A 25,808-nucleotide genomic window follows, 5' to 3' on the forward strand; every position below is an offset into this window, starting at 1 on the left:
GGAGCCCCACATGACCGTTGCCCCTCGCCGAACGGCCCTCGACGCGACGCACCGCGCGCTCGGCGCCACCATGACCGACTTCGCGGGCTGGGACATGCCCCTGCGCTACGGCAGCGAGCGTGACGAGCACCTCGCCGTGCGCACCCGCGCCGGGCTGTTCGACCTCTCCCACATGGGCGAGATCACCCTGACCGGCCCGCAGGCCGGCGCGGCCCTGGACCACGCCCTGGTCGGCAACATCTCCGCGCTGGCCGTCGGCCGGGCCCGGTACACCATGATCTGCAACGCGGAGGGCGGCATCCTCGACGACCTGATCGTCTACCGCCTGGGCGAGCAGGAGTTCATGGTCGTCGCCAACGCCTCGAACGCGCAGACCGTGCTGGACGCGCTCACCGGGCGCGCCGCCGGCTTCGACACCGAGGTCCGCGACGACCGCGACCACTACGCGCTGATCGCCGTCCAGGGCCCCGCCGCCCCCGGGATCCTGAAGTCCGTCACCGACGCCGACCTCGACGGCCTGAAGTACTACGCGGGTCTGCCGGGCACGGTCGCGGGCGTGCCCGCGCTCATCGCCCGCACCGGCTACACCGGCGAGGACGGCTTCGAGCTGTTCGTCGCGCCCGCCGACGCGGAGAAGCTGTGGCAGGCCCTGACCGAGGCGGGCGCCGCGGCCGGCCTGGTGCCGTGCGGCCTCTCGTGCCGTGACACGCTCCGCCTGGAGGCCGGCATGCCGCTGTACGGGCACGAGCTGACCACCGCCACCACGCCGTTCGACGCCGGTCTCGGCCGAGTGGTCAAGTTTGACAAGCAGGGCGACTTCGTCGGCCGCGAGGCGCTGCAGGCCGCCGCGGAGCGCGCCGAGAGCGCCCCGCCGCGCAAGCTGGTCGGCCTGGTGGCCGCCGGCCGCCGTGTGCCGCGCGCCGGGTACCCGGTGGTCGAGACCGGTTCCGGCACGGTGATCGGCGAGGTGACCTCCGGCGCCCCCTCCCCCACCCTCGGCAAGCCGATCGCCATCGCCTATCTGGACGCCGCGCACGCCGCGCCCGGGGCGCCCGGGATCGCCGTGGACATCCGTGGCAGCCATGAGGAGTACGAGGTCGTGGCGCTGCCGTTCTACAAGCGCGAGCGCTGATCGACTTTCCTCTCCGTCTCACCTGTCAAGACCCCTTGCACAAGCACCGACCCGCGTACAGGAGAATCGACTCATGAGCAACCCCCAGCAGCTGCGCTACTCCAAGGAGCACGAGTGGCTTTCGGCCACCGAGGACGGTGTGGCGACGGTCGGTATCACCGAGTTCGCGGCCAACGCGCTCGGCGATGTCGTCTACGCCCAGCTCCCGGCGGTCGGTGACACCATCACCGCCGGCGAGACCTGCGGCGAGCTGGAGTCCACCAAGTCGGTCAGCGACCTCTTCGCCCCTGTCACGGGCGAGGTCGTCGCGGCCAACCAGGACGTCGTGGACGACCCCTCGCTGGTGAACTCCGCCCCGTTCGAGGGCGGCTGGCTGTTCAAGGTGAAGATCACGGACAAGCCGGCGGACCTGCTGACCGCCGACGAGTACACCGACTTCACCGGCTGACCCAAGCCCTCCTCCTCTCTCGTCCAGGAAGAACTCATGTCGCTTCTGAACAGCTCCCTCCATGAGCTCGACCCCGACGTCGCCGCCGCCGTCGACGCCGAACTCCACCGCCAGCAGTCCACCCTCGAGATGATCGCCTCGGAGAACTTCGCTCCGGTCGCGGTCATGGAGGCCCAGGGCTCGGTCCTCACCAACAAGTACGCCGAGGGCTACCCGGGCCGCCGCTACTACGGCGGCTGCGAGCACGTCGACGTCGTCGAGCAGATCGCCATCGACCGGGTCAAGGCGCTCTTCGGCGCCGAGCACGCGAACGTGCAGCCGCACTCCGGCGCGCAGGCCAACGCCGCCGCGATGTTCGCCCTGCTCTCCCCCGGCGACACCATCCTGGGTCTGAACCTCGCCCACGGCGGGCACCTGACCCACGGCATGAAGATCAACTTCTCCGGCAAGCTCTACAACGTGGTCGCCTACCACGTCGACGAGCAGACCAACCTGGTCGACATGGAGGAGGTCGAGCGCCTCGCCAAGGAGCACCGCCCGAAGCTGATCGTGGCCGGCTGGTCCGCCTACCCGCGTCAGCTGGACTTCGCGGCCTTCCGCCGGATCGCCGACGAGATCGGCGCGTACCTGATGGTCGACATGGCCCACTTCGCGGGCCTCGTCGCCGCCGGTCTGCACCCGAACCCGGTGCCGCACGCGCACGTCGTCACCACGACCACGCACAAGACCCTGGGCGGTCCGCGCGGTGGCGTGATCCTCTCCACGGCCGAGCTGGCCAAGAAGATCAACTCGGCGGTGTTCCCCGGTCAGCAGGGCGGCCCGCTGGAGCACGTGATCGCCGCCAAGGCGGTCTCCTTCAAGGTCGCGGCGACGGAGGAGTTCAAGGACCGCCAGCGCCGCACGCTGGAGGGCGCGAAGATCCTGGCCGAGCGCCTCGTCCAGGACGACGTGACGGCGGAGGGCGTCTCCGTCCTGTCCGGCGGCACGGACGTGCACCTGGTCCTGGTGGACCTGCGCCACTCCGAGCTGGACGGCCAGCAGGCCGAGGACCGTCTCCACGAGGTCGGCATCACGGTCAACCGCAACGCGATCCCGAACGACCCGCGTCCCCCGATGGTCACCTCGGGCCTGCGGATCGGCACCCCGGCGCTGGCCACGCGCGGCTTCGAGGCCGAGGACTTCCGCGAGGTCGCGGACGTCATCGCCGAGGCCCTGAAGCCGGGCTACGACGCGGAGGCCCTGCGCGCCCGTGTCACCGCCCTCGCGGCGAAGCACCCGCTGTACCCCGGGCTGAAGTAACCCGTCAGCTCCCGCTTTACCCGCCGGTAAGGGGCACCAGGGCACACTGAAAGGTGGGCCCGGTGCCCCGCACCGTGTAACAGACCCCCCGCAAAACCGCGTACCACCGAGTACCACCGACCAGAGGAGCAGCCACCGTGGCCATCTCCGTTTTCGATCTCTTCTCGATCGGCATAGGCCCGTCCAGCTCCCACACGGTCGGTCCGATGCGTGCGGCACGGATGTTCGTCGGCCGTTTGAAGAACGAGGGCCTGCTCGCCCACACCGTCTCCGTGCGGGCCGAGCTCTTCGGCTCCCTCGGCGCCACCGGCCACGGCCACGGCACCCCCAAGGCCGTCCTGCTGGGCCTGGAGGGCCACTCCCCGCGCACCGTCGACGTGGAGATCGCCGACGACGAGGTGGAGCGCATCCGCACCACCAAGCGCCTCAAGCTCCTCGGCACCGAGATCGGCTCGGCCCACGAGATCGACTTCGACGAGTCCACCCAGCTGATCCTGCACCGCCGCCGCGCCCTGCCGTACCACGCCAACGGCATGACGCTCTTCGCCTACGACGAGGCCGGGGCGCCGCTGCTGGAGAAGACCTACTACTCGGTCGGCGGCGGCTTCGTCGTCGACGAGGACGCGGTGGGCCAGGACCGCATCGTCCTGGACGACACCGTGCTGAAGTACCCCTTCCGCACCGGCGACGAGCTGCTGCGGCTCTCCCGCGAGACGGGCCTGTCGATCTCCGCCCTGATGCTGGAGAACGAGAAGGCCTGGCGCACCGAGGACGAGATCCGCGCGGGCCTGCTGGAGATCTGGCGCGTGATGCAGTCCTGCGTCGCGCGCGGCATGTCCCGCGAGGGCATCCTGCCGGGCGGCCTGAAGGTCCGCCGCCGCGCCGCCGGCTCCGCGCGCCAGCTGCGCGCCGAGGGCGACCCGCAGGCCCGCGCGATGGAGTGGATCACCGTCTACGCCATGGCGGTCAACGAGGAGAACGCCGCGGGCGGCCGCGTCGTCACCGCTCCCACCAACGGCGCCGCCGGTATCATCCCGGCCGTTCTGCACTACTACATGAACTTCGTCCCCGGTGCGGACGAGGACGGCGTCGTGCGCTTCCTCCTCGCCGCGGGCGCGATCGGCATGCTCTTCAAGGAGAACGCCTCGATCTCCGGCGCCGAGGTCGGCTGCCAGGGCGAGGTCGGCTCCGCCTGCTCGATGGCCTCCGGCGGCCTCGCCGAGGTCCTCGGCGGCAGCCCCGAACAGGTCGAGAACGCGGCCGAGATCGGCATGGAGCACAACCTCGGCCTCACCTGCGACCCCGTGGGCGGCCTGGTGCAGATCCCGTGCATCGAGCGCAACGGCATGGCCGCGGCGAAGGCCGTCACGGCGGCCCGCATGGCCCTGCGTGGCGACGGCCGCCACCACGTCTCCCTGGACAAGGTCATCAAGACCATGAAGGAGACGGGCGCGGACATGAAGGTCAAGTACAAGGAGACGGCGCGGGGCGGCCTCGCGGTCAACGTCATCGAGTGCTGACGGCGTTGTCAGTGCCTCCCCGTACGCTCTGAGCCATGGGTTACGCAGACCTGCGCGAGCTGCAGAGCGCGCTCAACACCGCTTCCGACATCGCCTTCTCCCTCGACGCCGCCGCGCCCGCCCCGCACGAGGCCGAGCAGCTGCTCGACGCCCTGCGCAGGGCGTCGGCCGCGGCGGCGGCGCTGGGTGCGGGCGCGGGGGCCACGGGCTGCTCCGAGCACCCGAAGGGGGCGGTGGACCCGCTGTACGGGGACAAGGACGATCCGCTGCCGCCGGGCTGGGGCCGCTGTCTGCTGTGCAACGACCGGCGGCGCCGGGCGAACGCCGCGCAGCGGCGCTCCTGGCGCTGAGCCGCGCCCGTCTCAGAAGCCGGTCACCAGGGCCATGTAGCGGTCCCAGTCCCAGTGCGGCCCCGGGTCGGTGTGCGTGGAGCCGGGCACTTCGACGTGGCCGATGATGTGGTCCCGGTCCCTGGGGATCCCGTAGCGGTCGCAGACGGCGGCGGTCAGCTGCGCCGAGGCGGTGTAGAGGGCGTCGGTGAAGTATTCGGGGCGGTCGATCCAGCCCTCGTGCTCGATGCCGATGCTGCGGGTGTTGTAGTCCCAGTTGCCCGCGTGCCAGGCGATGTCCTTCTCGCGGACGAACTGGCCGACGTAGCCGTCGGCGGAGGCCACCATGTAGTGGGCCGAGACCCGGGAGCCGGGGTCCTGGAAGATTCTCCGGGCGTCCTGGAAGGTCTCCTGGGTCACGTGGATCACGACGAGCTCCACCGGATGGGTACCGGGGCGGCCGGAGACCGTGAAGTCGGCCCCGGCGGCCGGAATCCAATGGGTCGGCGGGTAGGACAGAAGCGAAGCCACCGGACCTCCTTGCATAAAAATAAGCCGGAACGGTCGACCATTCACTAAATGCAAGGTAAGTGTCAGAACTCACCTTGGAATGAGCGGGACTCGTTTTGGTATTGACTACCCGCGTCTGCCATAGTCGAAGCCACGACCCCCATTGACCCGGGCCAGGTCGTCATCGCGCCGCGGAATACACCCCACCCCTTTCCGCGGCCACAACGAAGAGGCCCCCGGCCCGTCGTACGACGACGGATGGGGGCCTCTTCGTTTTCCGGACGGCCCGCCTCAGCGGTCGGCCACCCGCATCTCGAACCAGGTCGTCTTGCCGCACGCGAGCAGGTCCACGCCCCAGCGGTCCGACAGCTTGTCCACCAGGAACAGCCCGCGCCCGCTGGTGTCCATCTCGCGCACCGGGATCAGGCACGGCAGCCCGCGCGAGGGGTCGCGCACCTCGATGCGCATCCAGCCGCGCCGGCGCCGCATCCGCAGCCCGAAGTAGCGGGCGCCGGTGTGCCGGACGGCGTTGCCGACGAGCTCCGAGACGAGCAGCACCGCATGCTCGGTGATCTGTGCGGTGACCCCCCAGTGCCGCAGGCATACGGTCTGGGTCAGCCGGCGGGCGGCGACGGCGGACTGGGGCTGGGAGGGCAGCCGGATCTCGCCCGTCATCGGATTGCCGAACAGCTCCAGCGACTTGAGCGCCAGTTCGTCCTCGACGTTCGGCGTCCACCGCACCGGGGTCGCAACGGCCCGCTGCCGCGGCTGCTCCATTCCCTCCAGGCCCGCCATGTCCCCCATCATGGCCGCCGTTTCGCCGCAAGGGATGAGGAACGGCCGGATCCGATTCCACGGAGGAAAGCCTTCCGGGCCGCCCCGGCGACATATGCCTCTGGCTCCGGCACACCGGGAAGAGGCCGACTGACCTGCGGCGGGCCCCGGTGCACCGCAGCGCGCCGAAGCCTTGGCGAAGGCCTTCCGGGAGCATGCGGACTCGTGCCGGAATTCCCCCACAAGAGGCAACGCCCGGAGTGCGGGACTCCGGGCGTATCTCCTCAACAGTCCATGTTTCAGACGAACTTGGCCTTGCCCGGGCCTTCCTCGACGAAGCTGCGCATACCGATTTCACGGTCCTCGGTGGCGAAGAGCGCGGCGAACCAGGTGCGTTCGATGGTGAGCCCGTTGTCGATGTCGGTCTCCAGGCCCGCGTCCACCGCCTCCTTGGCGGCGCGCAGGGCGATGGCCGGGCCGGCCGCGAGCCGGGCCGCCCAGGCGTGCGCCTGCTCGTACACCTCGCCGGCCGGCACCACGCGGTCGACGAGACCGAGCGCGAGCGCCTCGTCCGCCTTCACCTGACGGCCCGTGAAGATGAGGTCCTTGGCCCGGGACGGGCCGACGAGCCGGGACAGCCGCTGGGTGCCGCCCGCGCCGGGGATGAGGCCCAGCAGGATCTCGGGCTGGCCGAGCTTGGCGTTCTCCCCGGCGATCCGGTAGTCGGCGCAGAGCGCGAGTTCGCAGCCGCCGCCGAGCGCATAGCCGGTGACGGCGGCGACGACGGGCTTGGGGATCTTGGCGACGGCGGTGAAGGCGTCCTGGAGACCGCGGGACCGGGCCACCATCGCGGCCTGGTCCATCTTCTGCATCTCCTTGATGTCCGCGCCGGCCGCGAACACCTTCTCCCCGCCCCACACCACGACCGCCCGCACGTCGTCCCGGTGGGTCGCCTCCTCGGCCAGCTCGCGGAGCCGGTCCTGCATGGCGATGTCCAGTGCGTTCATCGGCGGGCGGTCCAGGCGGAGCGTGCCGACGCCCTCGGCGACCTCAAGATGCACAGTCATGACAGCAGGTTAGCCCGCGGGGGTCCGGGGGTGTCCCCCGGAAAGGCGCTGCACCGAGGGCGGCCCGGTGCACTTGGTCACAGTGCACCGGGCCGCCCGAACAGCCGTCGCGAGGGGCGTCAGTTGTCGGAGTCGCCGCCGCTCGGGGCCGTCCACTGGGACCACGGCATGTTCCAGCCGTTGAGCCCGTTGTCCGGCTGGATCGTTTTGTCTTCGGAGTTCTTCACGATCACCACGTCGCCGATGAGCGAGTTGTCGAAGAACCAGGAGGCCGGCGTGGAGGGGTCGCCGCCGCCGCGCTCGTCGGACAGGCCGACACAGCCGTGGCTGGCGTTCTCCGAGCCGAACGTTCCTTCACCGGACCAGTAGTTGCCGTGGATGAAGGTGCCCGAGTTGGACAGGCGCATGGCGTGCGGCACGTCGGAGATGTCGTACTCGCCGCCGAAGCCGACCGTGCGGCCGTCCATGCGGGTGACTTCGTCCTTCTCGCTGATGACCATCTGACCGTTGTACGTCGAGTGGCCCGGCCCGCCGGCCGAGATCGGGATGGTCTTGACGGTCTTGCCGTCGCGCACGACGGTCATCTGGTGGCTGCTCGCGTCGACCGTGCTGACCTGGCTGCGGCCGACGGTGAACTTCACCGTCTTCTTCTGGGTGCCGTAGACGCCCTCGCGGCCCTGCACGCCGTCGAGGTCCATGCTGACCGTCACCTTGGTGCCGGGCGCCCAGTACTTCTCCGGACGGAGGTCGAGGCGGTCGTTGCCGAACCAGTGGGGTTTGATGTCCACGGCCGGCTCGGCGGTCACCTTGATGGCCTGCTGGACGGCCTTGGGGTCGGTGATGCCGCGGCTGAAATTGATCGATACGGGCATGCCCACCCCGACGGTGGTGCCGTCCTCCGGCGTGAAGTAGCCGACGAACGTGTTCTGGGGCGTGAGGGTGGTGAAGACGGCGTGCTTGGCCGACTCGCGGCCCTTGTCGTCCTTCGCCACCGCGTCGACCGTGTACTTCGTGGAGGCGGCGAGGTGCCCGGAGGGCTGCCATGCCGAACCGCCGCCGGATATGCGGCCGTCGACCGCGTTGCCCTTGGCGTCGGCAACCTTGACCGACGTCAGACTGCCCTTCTCCGCAGTGATCTTGAGTGCGCCGCTCGTGGCGACATCGCTCGCGCCGTCCTTGGGCGCGATGTCCACCACGGCCACGGAGGCACCGTCGGCACTGCCGCCGGACTTCCCCCCGTCACCGTCCCCGCCGCAGGCGCTGACCAGCGTCAGCACCGTTCCGATCAACAGCACGGACAGGCCCGCCCGACGGCCCCGGCGCACCGGTATCGGCTGCACGTTCACAACGGTTGTCTCCCTTCGCATGGCGCACGGCCACACGGCGCCCCCTGTGCGCGGCTCACGCGCATGTCGATAGATAACCACACGCCTTTGGCGACGCTGACCTCGCGAATGTCACCGTTCGGTCCCAAATGGGAGGGGTGATACGAGCCGTGCGCCTGGGGTGAGGGAGGTGACTGAAGTGAAGCGGTTGTTTCCGGACACGGTCACCAGGCGCGCAGCATATGTCGAGACGCCCAGCGGGTCGAACTCAGGGGCGGGCGAACGGGCGTGGGACGCGGTGGCGCGGCGTTCAGCCCCCGAGGGCCGACCCCGCGCGCCACTCCTCCCAGGACATGTTCCAGCCGCTCAGCCCGTTGTCCGGGGCCACGGTCCGCTCCCCGGAGTGGACGACCTCGACGACATCGCCGATGAGCGAGCCGTCGTAGAACCAGCCCGCCGGGCTCGACGGGCTGCCGCCCTGGGTGTCGCGCAGCCCGATGCAGCCGTGGCTGGTGTTCAGGGTGCCGAACGCGCCCGGCCGGGCCCAGTAGTTGCCGTGCAGGAACGTCCCGGAGGCGGTCAGGCGCATGGCGTGCGGGACATCCGAGATGTCGTACTCGCCCCCGAAGCCCACTGTGCCGCCGTTCATCCGGGTCACGTCGAACTTCTCGCTGATGACCATCCGCCCGTTGTAGGTGGCATTGCCCGGTCCGCCGGCCGTGATGGGCAGCGTCGCCATCGACCGGCCGTCGCGGACGACCTCCATGGTGTGCTGGGCGGCGTCGACGGTACTGACCTGGCTGCGGCCGACGGTGAAGCGGACGGTCTTGTCCTGCGAGCCGTAGACCCCCTCGCCGCCGCGCACGTCGCGCAGCCGCAGGGCGAGGCTGACCTCGGTGCCGGGCTTCCAGTACGTACGCGGCCGGAAGTCGAGGCGGGTGGGGCCGAACCAGTGCGCGGCGATCTCGGCCGGCGGGTCGGAGGTGACGCGGATGGCGCGTTCGACGGCGGCCCGGTCGGTGATGGGCCGGTTGAAGCCGAGAGAAACGATCATGCCGGTGCCCACGGTGCTGTTCGGCTCCGGTGTGAAGTACCCGATGAAACGATGCTCCGGCACATAGGTGGTGAACATGGTGTGCCGGGCGGCGCGGTGGCCGGAGACGTCACGGGCCACGACGTCCACGGCGTAGCGGGCGGCCAGCCCGAGCCGGCCCTGCGCGGTGGGCCGCCAGGTGTGGCCGTCCGGGGTGATCCGGCCCGCCAGGGGGCGCTGCCCGCCGTCCTGGAGCTCGGTGACGTCCACCCGTTCCAGGGTGCCGTGCGGAACCCTCACTTCGAACCGGGCGTCCGCAGGGACGTCCTCCGCGCGGTCGCCGGGGACGACACGGATCAGCCCGGCGGTCGGGCGCGCGTCGTCGGTGAACGCAGTCCGCGGGGCGACCGGTGCCACCGGGGAGACCGAGGTGCACCCGCCGAGCACGGCCAGGAGGGCGAGGGCCGCCGCCGGCACGGTCCAGCTCCGTGCCGCGCGCGAGAGTCCATGTGTCACACCGGGCCCAACGACGCTTCCCCTCCCGAGAAACGTCACTGCACTCGCTTGCTGCGGCCGATCACACGTGTGAGCGCATACGTGGATCCGGGAAGAAACCGGGGAAGACCGGGAAAGAGCGCAATCACCGGACCCCCGGACGGGACGCCGGGTGCCCGGAGCGCCGTCCCAGAGCCGCCGGAGGCGAACACGTGTCGAGCGCATCCGAGCAGAGTACGTCCGAGCAAGGGGCGCGGCAGGGCGCCGAGTTCGGCCGGAGCCCCGCGCGGCTCCCCGTGGCGGGCGTCAACGGCCGGCCCCGCCCGGCCGGCAGGGCGCCGGTGTGGCCGGGCAGCCCGGAGCCGCTCGGGGCGCACTTCACTGTGGACGCGCACGGCGTGGCGGGGACGAACTTCGCGCTGTGGGCCGGAGGGGCGGAAGCCGTCGAACTGTGCCTGTTCGGCGAGGACGGGACCGACGGACCGGCGGAGGGTGAAACCCGTCATCCATTGACGGAGTTGACGCACGAAATATGGCACGGCTTCGTGCCCGGCGTCCTCCCCGGCCGCCGCTACGGCTACCGCGTGCACGGCCGCTGGGACCCCTGGACCGGCGCCCGCTGGAACCCCGCGAAGCTGCTCCTGGACCCGTACGCCCGCGCCGTCGACGGCGACTTCGGCGGCCCGCCCGGGCAGCCCCGTACCGCGCTCCCCGCCGAGGTCTACGGACACGTGCGCGACTGGCCGCAGCAGCACGTCGCCGACACCGTGCGCGACGAGCGGGACTCCGCGCCGCACGTCCCCAAGGGCGTGGTGGTCGCGGACTGCGACGACGCGGCGGACGACCGCCGCCCCGGCACCCCGTGGGACGGCACCGTCGTCTACGAGCTGCACGTGCGCGGCTTCACCATGCGCCACCCCGGCGTGCCCGAGCGGCTGCGCGGCACCTATGCGGGCCTGGCGCACCCGGCGGCCGTGGAGCACCTGGTGCAGCTGGGCGTGACGGCCGTGGAGCTGCTGCCCGTCCACCAGTTCGCGCACGAGGACCACCTGCTGCGGCGCGGCCTGGGCAACTACTGGGGCTACAACTCCATCGGCTACTTCGCCCCGCACGCCGCCTACGCGGCCTCCGGCTCGCGCGGCCAGCAGGTCGCCGAGTTCCGGGCGATGGTGCGGGCCCTGCACGCGGCGGGCATCGAGGTCATCCTCGACGTGGTCTACAACCACACCGCGGAGAGCGGCGAGCTCGGCCCCACCTTCTCGCTGCGCGGCATCGACAACCGCCGCTACTACCGCCTCCAGGGCGATGCCCGCCGCTACGCCGACTACACCGGCTGCGGCAACACCCTGCACGTCGCACAGCCCAACGTGCTGCGCCTGATATCCGACTCGCTGCGCTACTGGGTCACCGAGATGGGCGTCGACGGCTTCCGCTTCGACCTCGCCGCGACGCTGGCCCGGGACATGCGCGGCTCGGACGACCCCGACATGCTCTCGCCCTTCCTCGCCGTCGTCGCCCAGGACCCGGTGCTGCGCCGCGTCAAACTCATCGCCGAGCCGTGGGACGTGGGCTCCGGCGGGTACCGGGTGGGCGCCTTCCCGCCGCCGTGGGCCGAGTGGAACGACCGCTACCGGGACGCCGTGCGCGACTTCTGGCGCGGCGCCCTGCCCGACGTGCGCGACCTGGGCTACCGGCTCACCGGCTCCAGCGACCTGTACGCCTGGGGCGGCCGGCGCCCCCACGCCTCCGTCAACTTCGTGACGGCGCACGACGGTTTCACGCTGCGCGACCTCGTCAGCTACGACCGCAAGCACAACGAGGCCAACGGCGAGGGCAACCGGGACGGCACGGACGCCAACCGCTCGTGGAACTGCGGCACCGAGGGCGAGACCGACGACCCGGACGTCCTCGCCCTGCGCCGCCGCCAGATCCGCAACCTGCTCACCACCCTCCTGCTGTCCACGGGCGTGCCGATGCTGGTGGCCGGCGACGAGATGGGCCGCACCCAGGGCGGCAACAACAACGCCTACTGCCAGGACAACGAGACCGGCTGGGTCGACTGGTCCGTGCTGGAGGACCCCGGCTGGCGGGCCGTCGTCCGCCTCTGCTCCCGGCTGCTGGCCCTGCGCCGCGCCCATCCGGTGCTGCGCAGCCGCGCGTTCTTCTCCGGCCGCCCGCAGAGCGCGCACGGCCTGCGCGACCTGGCCTGGTTCACGCCGGGCGGCACGGAGATGACCGAGGCCGACTGGTACGGCCCGACGGACACGCTCGGCATGTACCTCTCGGGCCGCGACATCCCGCAGCGCGGCCCGACGGGCGGGCCGGTCACGGACGACAGCTTCCTGGTGGTCCTGCACGCGGGCCCCCGCCCGGTCCGCTTCCTGCTGCCGGGCCCGCCGTGGGCCGAGTCGTACGAACTGGTGGCGGACACCTCGCGGGAGGACCAGCAGTCCGCTCCGGGCGGCCGGCGCAGAGCGGGCGCCCGCACGGTGGTGCCCGCGCGTTCGGTACTGCTCCTGCGCGCGGTGCCGGCGGGCCGGGGGGTGCGTGCGTAGCGGGCACCGGGAGCGTACGGGCACACGTCCCGCGCACGGACCGGCGCTCGCCACCGCCCGCGGCCCCGGGGAGGAAATCCCGGTGGGCGGTGTCAGTGGTGAACCGTAGTCTCGCACCTGATGACCGGAACCCCTGAAGCGACCCGCCCTGCCGAACACCGGTCGGCCGTACGGTCGTTGCTGCGCCTGTGGCCCTATGTGCGGCCCGTGCACCGGCGGCTGGCCGCGGCCGCGCTGGTGACCGTGGCGGCCTCCTGCCTGAGCCTGCTGATCCCGCTCGCCCTCAAGTGGACGGTGGACGGGCCCATAGCGCGCCGCGAGCCGGCCGGGGTGTGGCTCGGCGGGCTGACGCTGCTGCTCGTCGGCTCCACGGAGGCGGGGCTGTTCGGGGTGCGCCGGGTGCTGGTGGCGCGGCCGCTGGCGCGCGTCGAGGCGGACATGCGGGCGGCGCTGTACGCACATCTGCAGCGTCTGCCCGTCTCCTTCCACGACCGCTGGCCCTCGGGGCAGTTGCTCTCGCGCGGCACGACCGATCTGATGCTCGTGCGCATCTTCCTCGCGTATCCGCTGACCTTCCTGTTGGTCAACGGGGCGACGATCGTGGTGGGTTTCGCCATTCTGCTGGTGCAGGAGTGGACGCTCGGGCTCGTCCTGCTGGCCCCCGTCGTCCCGCTCGTCGCGCTGTGCTGGTTCTTCGAGGAGCGCTACGCGCAGGCGGCGCGCACCGCGCAGGACCGGATCGGCGATCTGACGACCGTCATCGAGGAGAGCGTCCTCGGCATCCGCATCGTCAAGGGCTTCGGCCGCCACCCCGCCCTGCAGCGGACCTTCGGCACGCTCGCGGAGCGGCTGCGCGGCATCGAGCTGCACAAGGCCGCCCTGCTGGGCGCGCTCTGGGCGCTCATCATGATCCTGCCCGAACTGGCCGTCGGCACGGCCCTGGTGCTCGGCACGCTGCAGGTCGCCGACGGGCAGCTCTCCACGGGCACCCTGGTGGCGTTCCTGTCGACGGCGCTGGCGCTGCGCTGGCCGGTCGAGTCGATCGGCTTCCTGCTCGCCCTGACCAACGAGACGGCGACGGCCGCGGACCGCTACTTCGAGGTGATGGACGTCGCGCTGCCCGTCGCCCGGGAGCCGCGGATCCGGCGGCAGCGCCGCGCGTCGCGCCGGCACGACGGCGGACTGCGGCTGGAGGGCGTCGAGTTCCGCTACCCCGACGCACCGCCGGGCGCCCCGCCCGTGCTGCGCGGGGTCGACCTGCACGTCCGCCGCGGCGAGACCATGGCCCTGGTCGGCACCACCGGCAGCGGCAAGACGACCCTGGTCTCCCTCGTCCCGCGGCTCCACGAGGCGACCGCGGGCCGCATCACCCTCGACGGCACCGACGTCACCGCGGTGCCGCGCAGCCGGCTGCGCCAGTGGGTGGCCGTCGCCTTCGAGGAGCCGACGCTGTTCTCCGCCAGCGCCGGGGAGAACGTCCTCATGGGCGCCGACGACGCCGGGGAGGAGGACCTCGACCGCGCCCTGGCCGTCGCCCAGGCCGGCTTCGTCCACGAACTGCCCGAGGGGCACCGCACCCAGGTCGGCGAGCAGGGCCTGAGCCTGTCCGGCGGCCAGCGCCAGCGGCTCGCCCTCGCCCGCGCGGTCGTCGGCAGCCCCCGCTTCCTCGTCCTCGACGACCCGCTCTCCGCGCTCGACGTGCACACCGAGGCCCTGGTGGAGAACGCGCTGCGCGAGGTCCTCGCCGACACGACGGCCCTCGTCGTCGCCCACCGCCCCTCCACCGTCCTGCTGGCGGACCGCGTGGCGCTGCTGTCGCAGGGGCGCATCACGGCGGTCGGCACCCACTACGAACTCCTCCACGGCAACCGGGAGTACGCCTCGCTGATGTCCGGACCGAAGGGCACCCCATGCTGAGCACCTCCGCCGCCGGCACCCCCGATGACGCGTCCGGAGCGCTGCTGCGCTCCCTGCTGGCCCCCGTGCGCGCCCGGGTGCGCGCCGCGGCCGTCCTGCTGCTGCTCCAGCAGGCGGCCGTGCAGACGGGCCCGCTGCTCGTCGCGTACGCCATCGACCACGCCGTGCCGGCCGCCCGCCGGCACGACCACGGCCCGCTCACCGCCGTCGCGGCCGCGTACGCGCTCTGCGCCGTGGCCTCCGGCCTGCTGCAGCTCGCCTTCGTGCGGCTGAGCGCCCGGATCGGCCAGGACGCCCTGCTGGAGCTGCGCAGCCGGCTCTACCGCCAGGCGCAGTCCCTCAGCGTCGACTTCCACGAGCGCTACACCTCCGGCCGGCTGATCGCCCGCGCCACCACGGACGTCGAGTCGATCCGCGAACTGCTCGACAACGGCCTGCAGGAGCTGATGGGCGTCGCACTGTCGGTGCTGTACGTCTCGGCGATGCTGCTGTACCTGGACCCGGGCATCGGCGCCGCCGCCCTGCTCTCCTTCGGTCCGCTGTCCGTGCTGGTGCGCTCCTACCGGCGCCGCTCCGTGGTCGTCTACCGCAGGCGCTCCTCGGCGATGGCGGCGGTCGTCGTGAAGTTCACCGAGACCATGAACGGCATCCGCCCGGTCCAGGCGTTCCGCCGCGAGGCCGCCAACGAGGCGCGCTTCGCCGTGCTCAACGAGCGGCACATGGAGGGCAACGCCCAGTCGCTGCTGGAGATGGCCCGCTACGTGGTCTCGTCCCGTCTGGTGGCCAATGCGGTGCTCGCCGCGATCGTGGTGTGGGGTGCCTACCGGGTGACCGCCGGCAGTCTGGGGCTGGGGGCGCTGGCGGCGGCGGTGCTGTACCTGCGGCGGCTGTACGACCCCATCGACCGGCTGGCGTCGTTCCTCAACTCCTGGCAGTCCGCGGCCGCTTCGCTGGAGAAGATTGCCGGGCTGCTGGCCCGGCGGCCCTCCGTCCCCGAGCCGACCGTGTCCGTACCGCTGCCCGCGCGGGCGGCCGGCAGCCCCGGCCGCGAGGTGGTCTTCGACGGGGTGCGCTTCGCGTACCGCGCCGGGGTGGAGGTGCTGCCGTGCCTCGACCTGACGCTGCGGGCCGGGGAGACGGTCGCGGTCGTCGGGTCGACGGGCGCCGGCAAGTCCACCCTCGCCAAGCTGCTGGCCCGCTTCTACGACCCCACCGAGGGCCGGGTGCTGCTCGACGGGGTGCCGCTGGACGCCCTGTCCGGGCGGGAGTTGCGGCGCGGTGTGGTGATGGTGACGCAGGAGTCCTTCCTGTTCTCCGGCACGGTCGCCGACAACATCGCCATCGGCCGCCCCGGTGCGGCGCGCCCGGAGATCGAGCGCGCGGCACGGGCCATCGGCGCGCACGGCTTCATCACCGCTCTGCCCGACGGCTACGACACGGACGTCCGCAAGCGCGGCGGCCGCATCTCGGCGGGCCAGCGCCAACTGGTGGGCTTCGCCCGTGCGTTGCTCGCCGATCCGGCGGTGCTGATCCTCGACGAGGCGACGTCCTCCCTGGACATCCCGGGCGAACGGGCGGTGCAGCGGGCGATGGGCACGGTGCTGCAGGGCCGCACGGCGGTGGTGATCGCGCACCGGCTGTCGACGGTGGAGATCGCGGACCGGGTGCTGGTGATGGACGGCGGGCGGGTGGTGGAGGACGGCGCGCCAGCCGAACTCATCGCCGGGGAGGGGCGGTTCGCCGATCTGCACAAGGCGTGGCGGGAGAGCCTGGTGTAACCCACCCGCATTCTTCCCGTTATGCGGACAGCACTCCTTGGCCAACGGACATTTTCCGGCCAATCTCTTGACCTGCCCCTGACACTCCCTTGGTTGTGGTGGCACCCTCACCTCAACCGGCGCGGTCCACCCCCACATCCCCACCACGGCCCGCGGCCGATCGAACCTCTCTCCATGCCCATCGGCTGAAGGAGATCAGAGTGAGATCCACCCCCCATCGGCGCGCCGTCGCGACCGGCGCCCTGGTAGCCGTGACGGCCCTGCTCGCCGTCGGAGTACAGTCCGGTTCCGCCACCGCCCGCCCGGAGCCCGGCGGCCAGAAGGCCGCCAAGGCCGACCCCGGCGCCCTGCCCGCGCGGCTGTCGCCCTCCCAGCGCGCGGAGTTGATGCGCAACGCCACCGCGACCCGGGCGCGGACCGCCCGCACGCTCGGCCTCGGCTCCGGGGAGCAGCTCGTCGTCAAGGACGTCTCCCGGGACGCCGACGGCACGCTGCACACCCGGTACGAGCGCACCTACGACGGCCTGCCGGTCCTCGGCGGCGACCTCGTCGTGGACGCGACGGCCGGCGGGAAGGTCTCCACCGTCGCCAAGGCGAACAAGGCCCGCATGGCCGTGCCGACGACCACGCCCTCCTTCGCCGCCTCGGCCGCCGAGAAGGACGCGGTCAAGTCCGCGGCGGCACAGGGCTCCACGGCCACCCGGGCCGACCGGGCCCCGCGCAAGGTGATCTGGGCGGGCCACGGCACCCCGGTCCTCGCCTACGAGACCGTCGTCGGCGGCCTCCAGGAGGACGGCACCCCCAACCAGCTGCACGTGATCACGGACGCGCGGACCGGCAAGAGGCTCTTCGGGTTCCAGGGCGTCGAGACCGGCACCGGCAACACCCAGTACAGCGGCAAGGTCACCCTGGGCACCTCGCAGTCGGGCGGCCAGTACCAGCTCAACGACACCTCCCGCGGCGGCCACAAGACCTACAACCTCAGCCACGGGACCGACGGCACCGGCACGCTGTTCACCGGCTCCAGCGACGTCTGGGGCGACGGCACCGTCAACGACCCCGCCACGGCCGGCGCCGACGCGCACTACGGCGCCCAGCTGACCTGGGACTACTACAAGAACGTGCACGGCCGCAGCGGCATCCGCGGCGACGGCGTGGGCGCGTACAGCCGGGTGCACTACGGCACCGGCTACGTCAACGCCTTCTGGGACGACGCCTGCTTCTGCATGACCTACGGCGACGGCTCCGGCGACACGCACCCGCTCACCGCCATCGACGTGGCCGCGCACGAGATGACGCACGGCGTCACCTCCGCCACCGCCAACCTCAACTACAGCGGAGAGTCCGGCGGCCTCAACGAGGCCACCTCGGACATGATGGCCATCGCCGTCAAGTGGTGGGCCGCCAACCCCGCCGATCCGGGCGACTACATGATCGGCAAGAAGATCGACATCAACGGCAACGGCACCCCGCTGCGCTACATGGACCAGCCGAGCAAGGACGGCAGTTCCAAGGACAGCTGGGACTCCGGGCTCGGCGGCATCGACGTCCACTACTCCTCGGGCCCCGCCAACCACTGGTTCTACCTGGCCTCCGAGGGCAGCGGCCCGAAGGACATCAATGGCACCCACTACGACAGCCCGACCTCCGACGGCAAGCCCGTCACCCCGATCGGCCGGGACAACGCCGCCAACGTCTGGTACAAGGCGCTCACCGAGCGCATGACGTCCACCACCGACTACGCGGGCGCGCGCGACGCCACGCTGTGGGCGGCGGGCCAGCTCTTCGGCGTCGGCAGCGACACGTACAACAACGTGGGCAACGCGTGGGCCGCCATCAACGTCGGCAGCAGGCTCTCCAGCAGCGTCTCGGTCACCAGCCCCGGCGACCAGACCAGCGTCGTGAACACGGCGGTCTCGCTGCAGATCAAGGCGACCAGCCCGACGGCCGGTTCGCTGAGCTACGCGGCGACCGGGCTGCCGGCCGGCCTGTCGATCAACGCGTCGACCGGTCTCATCACGGGGACGCCGACCGCCACCGGCAGCAGCGCGGTGAGCGTGACGGTGAAGGACACGGCCGGCAAGACCGGCACGGTCTCCTTCACCTGGACGGTGAACGCGGCGGACGGCGGCGGCACGGTCTTCGAGAACACCACACCGGTCGCCATCCCGGACGCCGGCCCGGCGATCACCTCGCCGGTCACCGTGACGCGCACCGGCAACGGCCCCAAGGCGCTCAAGGCGACCGTCAACATCACGCACACGTACCGGGGCGACCTGCAGATCGACCTCGTCGCACCGAACGGCAAGACGTGGCGGCTGAAGAGCGCGGACGCGTGGGACTCGGCGGCCGACGTGAAGGAGACGTACACGGTGGACGCTTCCGCCGTGCCGGCGAAGGGCACGTGGAAACTGCAGGTGCAGGACATGTACGCCGGTGACACGGGCACCGTCAACAGCTGGCGCCTGACGTTCGGCTGAGACGGCACGCCGCCTGAGCGAGCTCGACCCGCCCAGGCGGCAACGCCGTACGTCACCGCATCAGTACGCCGCCGTCCTCGCCGGAGGCCTCCGTCGGCACCGCCACCAGCCCCAGCTCCGCCCCGCCGGCGAGCAGCCGGTGCGCGGGCAGGATGCGCACCGTGTAGCCGAACGGGCCGGTGCGGTCGAAGGTCAGCGGGCCCTCGTAGAGGCGGCGGCCGTCCAGGCCTGGCGCCCCCGTCGGCTTCAGCGGGAACGTGGCCGGAGCGGTCAGCCGGTCCGCCGGGTCCACCCGGCCGGCGACGGCCTGCACCTCCACGTCGGACGGCTCCAGCTCCCCCAGGCGGACGCTCACCCGCAGGGACACCGTCGACCCCAGCTCGGCCGTGCCGTTCAGCGGACTGTCCGTCACCGCTTCCACGTGGTCGACGGACACCCCGGACCACCCGGCACGGACCCGCGCCTTCCAGGCCGAGAGCTGAGCGGCGGCGGCCGGGTTCAGCGCCCGCTGGGCCTCGGCGGCCGGGCCGTACAGCTCCTCCACGTACTCCCGCACCATGCGCCCGGCCAGCACCTTCGGCCCCAGGGTCGTCAGGGTCCGGCGGACCATCTCGATCCAGCGGACCGGCAGCCCGCCCGGGCCCCGGTCGTAGAAGCACGGCGTCACCTGCTGCGCCAGCAGCTCGTACAGCGCGGCCGCCTCCAGGTCGTCGCGGCGGTCCTCGTCCGTGCCGGGGCCGTCCGCGGTCGGGACGGCCCAGCCGAAGTCCGGCTCGTACCACTCGTCCCACCAGCCGTCCAGGACGGACAGGTTGAGGCAGCCGTTGAGCGCGGCCTTCATCCCGGAGGTGCCGCAGGCCTCCAGCGGGCGCAGCGGGTTGTTGAGCCACACGTCGCAGCCGGGGTACAGCTTCTGCGCCATGGCCATGCCGTAGTCCGGGAGGAAGACGATGCGGTGGCGCACCCGCGGGTCGTCGGCGAACCGGACGAGCTCCTGGACGAGGCGCTTGCCGCTGTCGTCGGCCGGGTGGGCCTTGCCCGCGACGACGATCTGCACGGGGCGCTCGGGGTGCAGCAGCAGCTCCATGAGCCGGTCGCGGTCGCGGAGCATGAGGGTGAGCCGCTTGTACGAGGGCACCCGCCGGGCGAAGCCGATGGTGAGGACGCCGGGGTCCAGCACGCCGTCGATCCAGCCGAGTTCGGCGGTGCCGGCGCCGCGCTCGCGCCAGGAGGCGCGCAGCCGCTCGCGCACCTCCTCCACCAGCTGTTCGCGCAGGGTGTGCCGCAGCTGCCAGATGTCGTCGTCGGAGATCTCGGCGACGGAGTCCCAGCGCTCGGCGCCGCCGACGCTCAGCGCCTCCTCGGCGCGGCCGATGCCGACGCGGCGGGCGCCCAGCCGGAAGACCTCGGGGGCGACCCAGGTGGGCGCGTGGACGCCGTTGGTGACGGAGGCGATCGGCACCTCGTCGGCGTCGAAGCCCGGCCAGAGCCCCGCGAACATCTCGCGGCTCACCCTGCCGTGCAGGACGGAGACGCCGTTGGCGCGCTGCGCCAGGCGCAGGCCCATGACGGCCATGTTGAAGAGGTTGGGCTCGCCGCCGGGGTAGGTCTCCAGGCCGAGTTCGAGGATGCGTCCGGGGTCGATGCCGGGCAATTCGCCGTCGTCGCCGAAGTGGCGGCCGACCAGTTCGCGGTCGAAGCGGTCGATGCCGGCGGGCACGGGGGTGTGCGTGGTGAAGACGGCGCCGGCCCGCACGCTTTCGAGTGCGGCGTCGAACTCGGCTCCCTGGCAGGCGAGTTCGCGGATGCGCTCCAGGCCGAGGAAGCCCGCGTGGCCCTCGTTGGTGTGGAAGACCTCGGGGTCCGGGTGTCCGGTGAGCCGGCAGTACGCCCGGACCGCCCGCACGCCGCCGATGCCCAGCAGCATCTCCTGCAGCAGCCGGTGCTCGCTGCCGCCGCCGTAGAGCCGGTCGGTGACGTCGCGCTCGCCGGGGGCGTTCTCCTCGACGTCGGAGTCGAGCAGCAGCAGCGGCACCCGGCCGACCTGCGCCTGCCAGATATGGGCGAGCAGGCTGCGGCCGCCGGGCAGCGCGAGGGTGACTCTGCTGGGGCTGCCGTCGGGCTCGCGAAGCACGGTCAGCGGGAGCTCGTTGGGGTCGAGCAGGGGGTAGTGCTCCTCCTGCCAGCCTTCGCGGGAGAGGGACTGCCGGAAGTAGCCGTGCCGGTAGAGCAGTCCGACGCCGATGAGGGGAACTCCCAGGTCGCTGGCGGCCTTCAGGTGGTCGCCGGCCAGGATGCCGAGGCCGCCGCTGTACTGCGGGAGGGCCGCGGTGATGCCGAACTCGGGCGAGAAGTAGGCGACGGCGGCGGGCAGTCCCGCCGGCTGTTCCTGGTACCAGCGGCGGCCGGTGACATAGTCCTGCAGGTCGTCGGCGGCGGCCGCCAGGCGCCGCCGGAAGCGGCGGTCCCCGGAGAGCGCCGCGAGGCGGTCGGCGGAGAGGGTGCCGAGCAGGTGCAGCGGGTCGCCGCCCGCCGCGCGCCAGCCCTCGGGGTCGGCGGACTGGAAGAGCTCGCGCGTCTCGGCATGCCAGGACCAGCGCAGGTTGCGCGCCAGTTCGCTGAGCGGTCGTAGGGGCTCCGGAAGGACGGGGCGCACGCTGAATCGACGAATGGCCTTCACTCCCCCGACGGTAGCGGCGCACCGCCCTGCGACAGGGCCCAAGCGGCCAAGTACCCTCGTCCGCCTGACTGCGCCTGAGCCCGTGCGGCGGTGTCCGACTAGCGAGAAAGTACTAGGCGAAAATACGCCGCGCGTACATCGGTGGTCTCGAAGGCCAAAAGCCGCTACGACCTTCGAAGGTGAAGTCGGGGCAGGGTTCCCTCATTTGGCTGCCGGAAGCATCCTTCCGTCACATTGCACACGGTCGGCCCAGCGAGGAGACTCCGTACGGGTGACGGGGGTCCGTCCACCCTCCCCACGCGGTGCCACGCGAACTACGCACGAGTAGTTCATACGGACCCTGCATGCAGGGCGGGGGCCGGTGGGAAAGCTCATCCGGTATCCACGGGCGGCCGTCCGTCGCCTTTACTCCAGCTACGTCAGCGCGTTGTCTCCGCCCACCCGAGTGAACGCGGACAGGAGCACTCATGCCCGCTCTCCGCCGACGGCCGGCGAAACAGCTAGAAAGAACAGCGTCCGTATCTGCCCATTCCCCTTCCGCCGGCGTCGAATTCCCAGGTGATCCCATGATCGGTCGCATTCCCGTCCTCGACCTCGCACCGCTCGTCGACTGCGGCCGACGACCGGTCAAGGCCGTCGTGGGAGAGACCTTCGAGGTGACCGCCACGGTGTTCCGCGAGGGGCACGATGCGGTGGGGGCGAACGTGGTGCTGCGGGACGCCCAGGGCCGCAGCGGGCCGTGGACGCCGATGCGGGAGCTGAGCCCGGGCACCGACCGGTGGGGCGCGGAGGTCACCCCCGACGCCGAGGGCCGCTGGACGTACGCGGTGGAGGCCTGGGGCGATCCGGTGGCGACGTGGCGGCACCACGCGCAGGTCAAGATCCCGGCCGGGATCGACACGGACCTGGTGCTGGAGGAGGGCGCCCGGCTGCACGAACGGGCCGCCGCCGGGGTGCCGAAGAAGAGCGGCCGGGAGGCGGTGCTGAGCGCGGTGGACGCCCTGCGCGACCGCGGCCGGCGCCCGGCCGACCGGCTCGCCGCGGCCCTCGCGCCCGGGGTCACGGCCGCGCTGGCCGCGTGGCCGCTGCGCGAACTGGTCACCGCCGGCAGGCCCGTTCCGGTGCTGGTGGAGCGCGAGCGGGCGCTGTTCGGCGCGTGGTACGAGATGTTCCCGCGTTCGGAGGGGGCGGTGGTGGCGGAGGGCGGCCGGCCCCGGAGCGGTACGTTCCGGACGGCCGCCGAGCGGCTGCCGGCGATCGCCGCGATGGGCTTCGACGTCGTCTACCTGCCCCCGGTCCACCCCATCGGCACCTCGTTCCGCAAGGGGCCCAACAATGCGCTCGCCGCGGGCCCTTGGGACGTGGGCAGCCCCTGGGCCATCGGCTCGCCGGAGGGCGGGCACGATGCGCTGCACCCCGACCTGGGCACGTTCGAGGACTTCGCGCATTTCGTGTCCCGGGCGCGCGAGCTGCGCATGGAGGTGGCGCTCGACTTCGCGCTGCAGTGCTCCCCCGACCACCCCTGGGTGGGCAAGCACCCGGATTGGTTCCACCACCGCGCCGACGGCTCCATCGCCTACGCCGAGAATCCGCCGAAGAAATACCAGGACATCTATCCCCTGGCCTTCGACGCGGACCTGGAGGGGCTGACCGCGGAGACGCTGCGCGTGCTGCGCTTCTGGATGGAGCGCGGGGTCCGTGTCTTCCGCGTCGACAATCCCCACACGAAGCCCGTGGTCTTCTGGGAGCGGGTGATCTCCGAGATCGGGCGCACGGATCCCGATGTCGTCTTCCTCGCCGAGGCGTTCACCCGGCCCGCGATGATGCGTACCCTGGGTGCCATCGGATTCCAGCAGTCGTACACCTACTTCACCTGGCGCAACACCAAGCACGAGATCACGGAATACCTGACCGAACTCTCCGGTGAATCGGCCGCGTTCATGCGCCCGAACCTGTTCGTGAACACTCCCGACATCCTGCACGCCTACCTGCAGGACGGCGGCCGGCCCGCCTTCGCGGCACGCGCGGTGCTGGCGGCGACGCTGAGCCCGTCCTGGGGCGTCTACGCGGGATTCGAGCTGTGCGAGAACACGCCGGTGCGCGGGGGCAGCGAGGAGTACCTCGACTCCGAGAAGTACCAACTGCGGCCGCGCGACTGGGAGAAGGCCGAGCGCGAGGGGCACAGCCTCGCCCCGCTGCTCACCGTCCTCAACCGGCTGAGGCGACGTCACCCCGCCCTGCGCGGGCTGCGCAGCCTGCGCTTCCACGGCACCGACAACGATGCCGTGATCGCCTACTCCAAGCGCTCCGGGAACTCCTGCGTGCTGGCGGTCGTCAACCTCGACCCCCACCACACCCAGGAGGCGACGGTCTCGTTGAACATGCCGGAACTCGGCCTCGACTGGGGCGAGTCCGTGCCGGTGCGCGACGAGCTCACCGGAGAGACCTATCACTGGGGCAGGGGCAACTATGTGCGCCTCGAGCCGGGCCGCCCGATGGCGCCTGCGCACGTGTTCTCGCTGCGACCGTCCTCACCGATCGGAGGGTCACCCACACCATGATCGTCAACGAACCCGTCCAGGACACGTTCGAGGACACTCCCGCGAAGGACCGGGATCCCGACTGGTTCAAGCGCGCCGTCTTCTACGAGGTGCTCGTACGCTCGTTCCAGGACAGCGACGGTGACGGCATCGGCGACCTCAAGGGGATCACCGCCAAACTGGACTACCTGCAGTGGCTGGGCGTCGACTGCCTCTGGCTGCCGCCGTTCTTCCAGTCGCCGCTGCGGGACGGCGGCTACGACGTCTCCGACTACACCTCGGTGCTCCCGGAGTTCGGCGACCTCGCCGACTTCGTGGAGTTCGTGGACGCGGCGCATCAGCGCGGGATGCGCGTCATCATCGACTTTGTCATGAACCATACGAGCGATCAGCACGACTGGTTCCAGCAGTCGCGCACCGATCCCGACGGCCCGTACGGCGACTACTACATGTGGGCCGACGACGACAAGCAGTACCCCGACGCGCGCATCATCTTCGTCGACACCGAGACGTCGAACTGGACCTTCGACCCGGTGCGCAAGCAGTACTACTGGCACCGCTTCTTCTCCCACCAGCCGGACCTCAACTACGAGAACCCGGCCGTGCAGGAGGAGATCCTGGCCGCGCTGCGGTTCTGGCTGGACCTCGGCATCGACGGCTTCCGGCTGGACGCCGTGCCGTACCTGTTCGCGCAGGAGGGCACCAACTGCGAGAACCTGCCGCAGTCGCACCGGTTCCTCAAGCGCGTGCGGGCCGAGATCGACGCGCACTACCCGGACACGGTGCTGCTGGCGGAGGCCAACCAGTGGCCCGAGGACGTCGTCGACTACTTCGGGAACTTCGAGAACGGCGGCGACGAGTGCCATATGGCGTTCCACTTCCCCGTGATGCCGCGCATCTTCATGGCGGTGCGGCGGGAGTCGCGCTATCCCGTCTCGGAAATCCTGGCCAAGACCCCGGCGATCCCGTCCGGCTGCCAGTGGGGCATCTTCCTGCGCAACCACGACGAGCTCACGCTCGAGATGGTCACGGACGAAGAGCGCGACTACATGTGGGCGGAGTACGCCAAGGATCCCCGGATGCGGGCCAACATCGGCATCCGGCGCCGGCTGGCCCCGCTGCTCGACAACGACCGCAACCAGATCGAGCTGTTCACCGCGCTGCTGCTGTCCCTGCCCGGCTCGCCGATCCTGTACTACGGCGACGAGATCGGCATGGGCGACAACATCTGGCTCGGCGACCGGGACGCGGTGCGCACGCCGATGCAGTGGACCCCGGACCGCAACGCGGGCTTCTCGTCGTGCGACCCGGGCCGGCTGTACCTGCCGACGATCATGGACCCGGTCTACGGCTACCAGGTCACGAACGTCGAGGCGGCGATGTCCTCGCCGTCCTCGCTGCTGCACTGGACCCGCCGGATGATCGAGATCCGCAAGCAGAACCCGGCGTTCGGCCTCGGCTCCTACACGGAGCTGCAGTCGAGCAACCCGGCGGTGCTGGCCTTCCTGCGCGAGCACGGTGACGACCTGGTCCTGTGCGTGAACAATTTCTCCCGCTTCGCACAGCCGACCGAGCTGGACCTGCGCACGTTCAACACCCGGCACCCGGTCGAGCTGATCGGCGGCGTCCGCTTCCCCGCCATCGGCGAACTGCCCTATCTGCTGACCCTCGCAGGCCACGGCTTCTACTGGTTCCGCCTGCGCCGTACCGTCCCGGCCACGACGGCGGGCCACTGATTCCCCCCTGTGCGCGGCCCGCCCGCGCACAGGCGTTTTCCCGTCCCGACCCTGGGAACGCCTACTACTACGCACGGGCCGGGCCGAAGAGATCGCATCCGCACACACGGGCCGTTGTCGCTGACCGTACGGACGATCCTCGCCCGACACGTCCCGCACCGCGCACTGGACAAAGCCGCAATCCGGGACA

General features: G+C 71.5%; 16 protein-coding genes and 1 pseudogene. 11 read left to right on the forward strand and 6 right to left on the reverse strand.

Annotation, left to right across the window (positions count from 1 at the left end; genetic code table 11):
* Positions 1–10 precede the first annotated feature (10 nt).
* From gcvT to ACLHRZ_RS21255, 5 genes are all read left to right on the forward strand, one after another.
* Complete coding sequence (gene gcvT, locus ACLHRZ_RS21235; RefSeq protein ID WP_490420071.1) at positions 11–1,132, forward strand: glycine cleavage system aminomethyltransferase GcvT; 1,122 nt, start codon at positions 11–13, stop codon at positions 1,130–1,132.
* A 73-nt stretch (positions 1,133–1,205) separates the two neighbouring features.
* Positions 1,206–1,580, forward strand: a complete 375-nt coding sequence (gene gcvH, locus ACLHRZ_RS21240) for a glycine cleavage system protein GcvH (protein WP_490420072.1) — start codon at positions 1,206–1,208, stop codon at positions 1,578–1,580.
* A gap of 36 nt (positions 1,581–1,616) precedes the next feature.
* The gene (gene glyA / locus ACLHRZ_RS21245) at positions 1,617–2,879 is read left to right on the forward strand and encodes a serine hydroxymethyltransferase (protein ID WP_490420073.1); all 1,263 of its coding nucleotides are present in this window, start codon (positions 1,617–1,619) and stop codon (positions 2,877–2,879) included.
* A 137-nt stretch (positions 2,880–3,016) separates the two neighbouring features.
* Positions 3,017–4,399, forward strand: a complete 1,383-nt coding sequence (locus tag ACLHRZ_RS21250) for an L-serine ammonia-lyase (protein WP_490420074.1) — start codon at positions 3,017–3,019, stop codon at positions 4,397–4,399.
* A 35-nt stretch (positions 4,400–4,434) separates the two neighbouring features.
* On the forward strand, positions 4,435–4,749 hold the full coding sequence (locus tag ACLHRZ_RS21255) for a hypothetical protein (RefSeq protein ID WP_490420075.1): 315 nt from the start codon (positions 4,435–4,437) through the stop codon (positions 4,747–4,749).
* A 12-nt stretch (positions 4,750–4,761) separates the two neighbouring features.
* Here the strand turns inward: ACLHRZ_RS21255 and ACLHRZ_RS21260 are convergent, their stop codons facing one another.
* The 5 genes from ACLHRZ_RS21260 to ACLHRZ_RS21280 all read right to left on the reverse strand — a co-directional run bounded on the left by ACLHRZ_RS21260 (position 4,762) and on the right by ACLHRZ_RS21280 (position 9,953).
* Positions 4,762–5,259, reverse strand: coding sequence for an N-acetylmuramoyl-L-alanine amidase (locus tag ACLHRZ_RS21260; RefSeq protein WP_490420076.1), 498 nt, complete (start codon positions 5,257–5,259; stop codon positions 4,762–4,764).
* Between the two features lie 270 nt (positions 5,260–5,529).
* Positions 5,530–6,033 (reverse strand): ATP-binding protein, encoded by a 504-nt coding sequence (locus ACLHRZ_RS21265; protein WP_490420077.1) that lies wholly within the window; start codon positions 6,031–6,033, stop codon positions 5,530–5,532.
* A gap of 278 nt (positions 6,034–6,311) precedes the next feature.
* The gene (locus ACLHRZ_RS21270) at positions 6,312–7,079 is read right to left on the reverse strand and encodes an enoyl-CoA hydratase/isomerase family protein (RefSeq protein ID WP_490420078.1); all 768 of its coding nucleotides are present in this window, start codon (positions 7,077–7,079) and stop codon (positions 6,312–6,314) included.
* 119 nt (positions 7,080–7,198) lie between these two features.
* Positions 7,199–8,446 (reverse strand): L,D-transpeptidase, encoded by a 1,248-nt coding sequence (locus ACLHRZ_RS21275; RefSeq protein WP_490420079.1) that lies wholly within the window; start codon positions 8,444–8,446, stop codon positions 7,199–7,201.
* A 268-nt stretch (positions 8,447–8,714) separates the two neighbouring features.
* Positions 8,715–9,953 carry a L,D-transpeptidase gene (locus ACLHRZ_RS21280; RefSeq protein ID WP_490420080.1) on the reverse strand — a complete coding sequence of 413 codons (1,239 nt, stop codon included), beginning with the start codon at positions 9,951–9,953 and terminating at the stop codon, positions 8,715–8,717.
* A gap of 191 nt (positions 9,954–10,144) precedes the next feature.
* On the opposite strand from ACLHRZ_RS21280, the gene glgX reads away from it, so the two are divergent.
* The 4 genes and pseudogenes from glgX (at position 10,145) to ACLHRZ_RS21300 (ending at position 18,662) form a co-directional block, all read left to right on the forward strand.
* Complete coding sequence (gene glgX / locus ACLHRZ_RS21285; RefSeq protein ID WP_490420081.1) at positions 10,145–12,487, forward strand: glycogen debranching protein GlgX; 2,343 nt, start codon at positions 10,145–10,147, stop codon at positions 12,485–12,487.
* A 120-nt stretch (positions 12,488–12,607) separates the two neighbouring features.
* The gene (locus ACLHRZ_RS21290; RefSeq protein ID WP_490420082.1) at positions 12,608–14,404 is read left to right on the forward strand and encodes an ABC transporter ATP-binding protein; all 1,797 of its coding nucleotides are present in this window, start codon (positions 12,608–12,610) and stop codon (positions 14,402–14,404) included.
* A 20-nt stretch (positions 14,405–14,424) separates the two neighbouring features.
* A pseudogene (locus ACLHRZ_RS21295) lies at positions 14,425–16,182 on the forward strand (ABC transporter ATP-binding protein); the annotation flags it as partial.
* A 200-nt stretch (positions 16,183–16,382) separates the two neighbouring features.
* Positions 16,383–18,662 carry a M4 family metallopeptidase gene (locus ACLHRZ_RS21300; protein WP_490420083.1) on the forward strand — a complete coding sequence of 760 codons (2,280 nt, stop codon included), beginning with the start codon at positions 16,383–16,385 and terminating at the stop codon, positions 18,660–18,662.
* A 52-nt stretch (positions 18,663–18,714) separates the two neighbouring features.
* Here ACLHRZ_RS21300 and glgP read toward each other — a convergent pair whose 3' ends face one another.
* The gene (gene glgP / locus ACLHRZ_RS21305) at positions 18,715–21,342 is read right to left on the reverse strand and encodes an alpha-glucan family phosphorylase (protein WP_490420084.1); all 2,628 of its coding nucleotides are present in this window, start codon (positions 21,340–21,342) and stop codon (positions 18,715–18,717) included.
* Between the two features lie 566 nt (positions 21,343–21,908).
* Here glgP and ACLHRZ_RS21310 point away from each other — a divergent pair.
* Together ACLHRZ_RS21310 and treS are read left to right on the forward strand one after the other, a co-directional pair.
* The gene (locus ACLHRZ_RS21310) at positions 21,909–23,903 is read left to right on the forward strand and encodes an alpha-1,4-glucan--maltose-1-phosphate maltosyltransferase (protein ID WP_490420085.1); all 1,995 of its coding nucleotides are present in this window, start codon (positions 21,909–21,911) and stop codon (positions 23,901–23,903) included.
* On the forward strand, positions 23,900–25,618 hold the full coding sequence (gene treS, locus ACLHRZ_RS21315; RefSeq protein ID WP_490420086.1) for a maltose alpha-D-glucosyltransferase: 1,719 nt from the start codon (positions 23,900–23,902) through the stop codon (positions 25,616–25,618). Before ACLHRZ_RS21310 ends, treS begins: the two co-directional genes overlap by 4 nt.
* Positions 25,619–25,808: the final 190 nt, after the last annotated feature.

The organism is Streptomyces sp. AM25 (genome assembly GCF_058146165.1).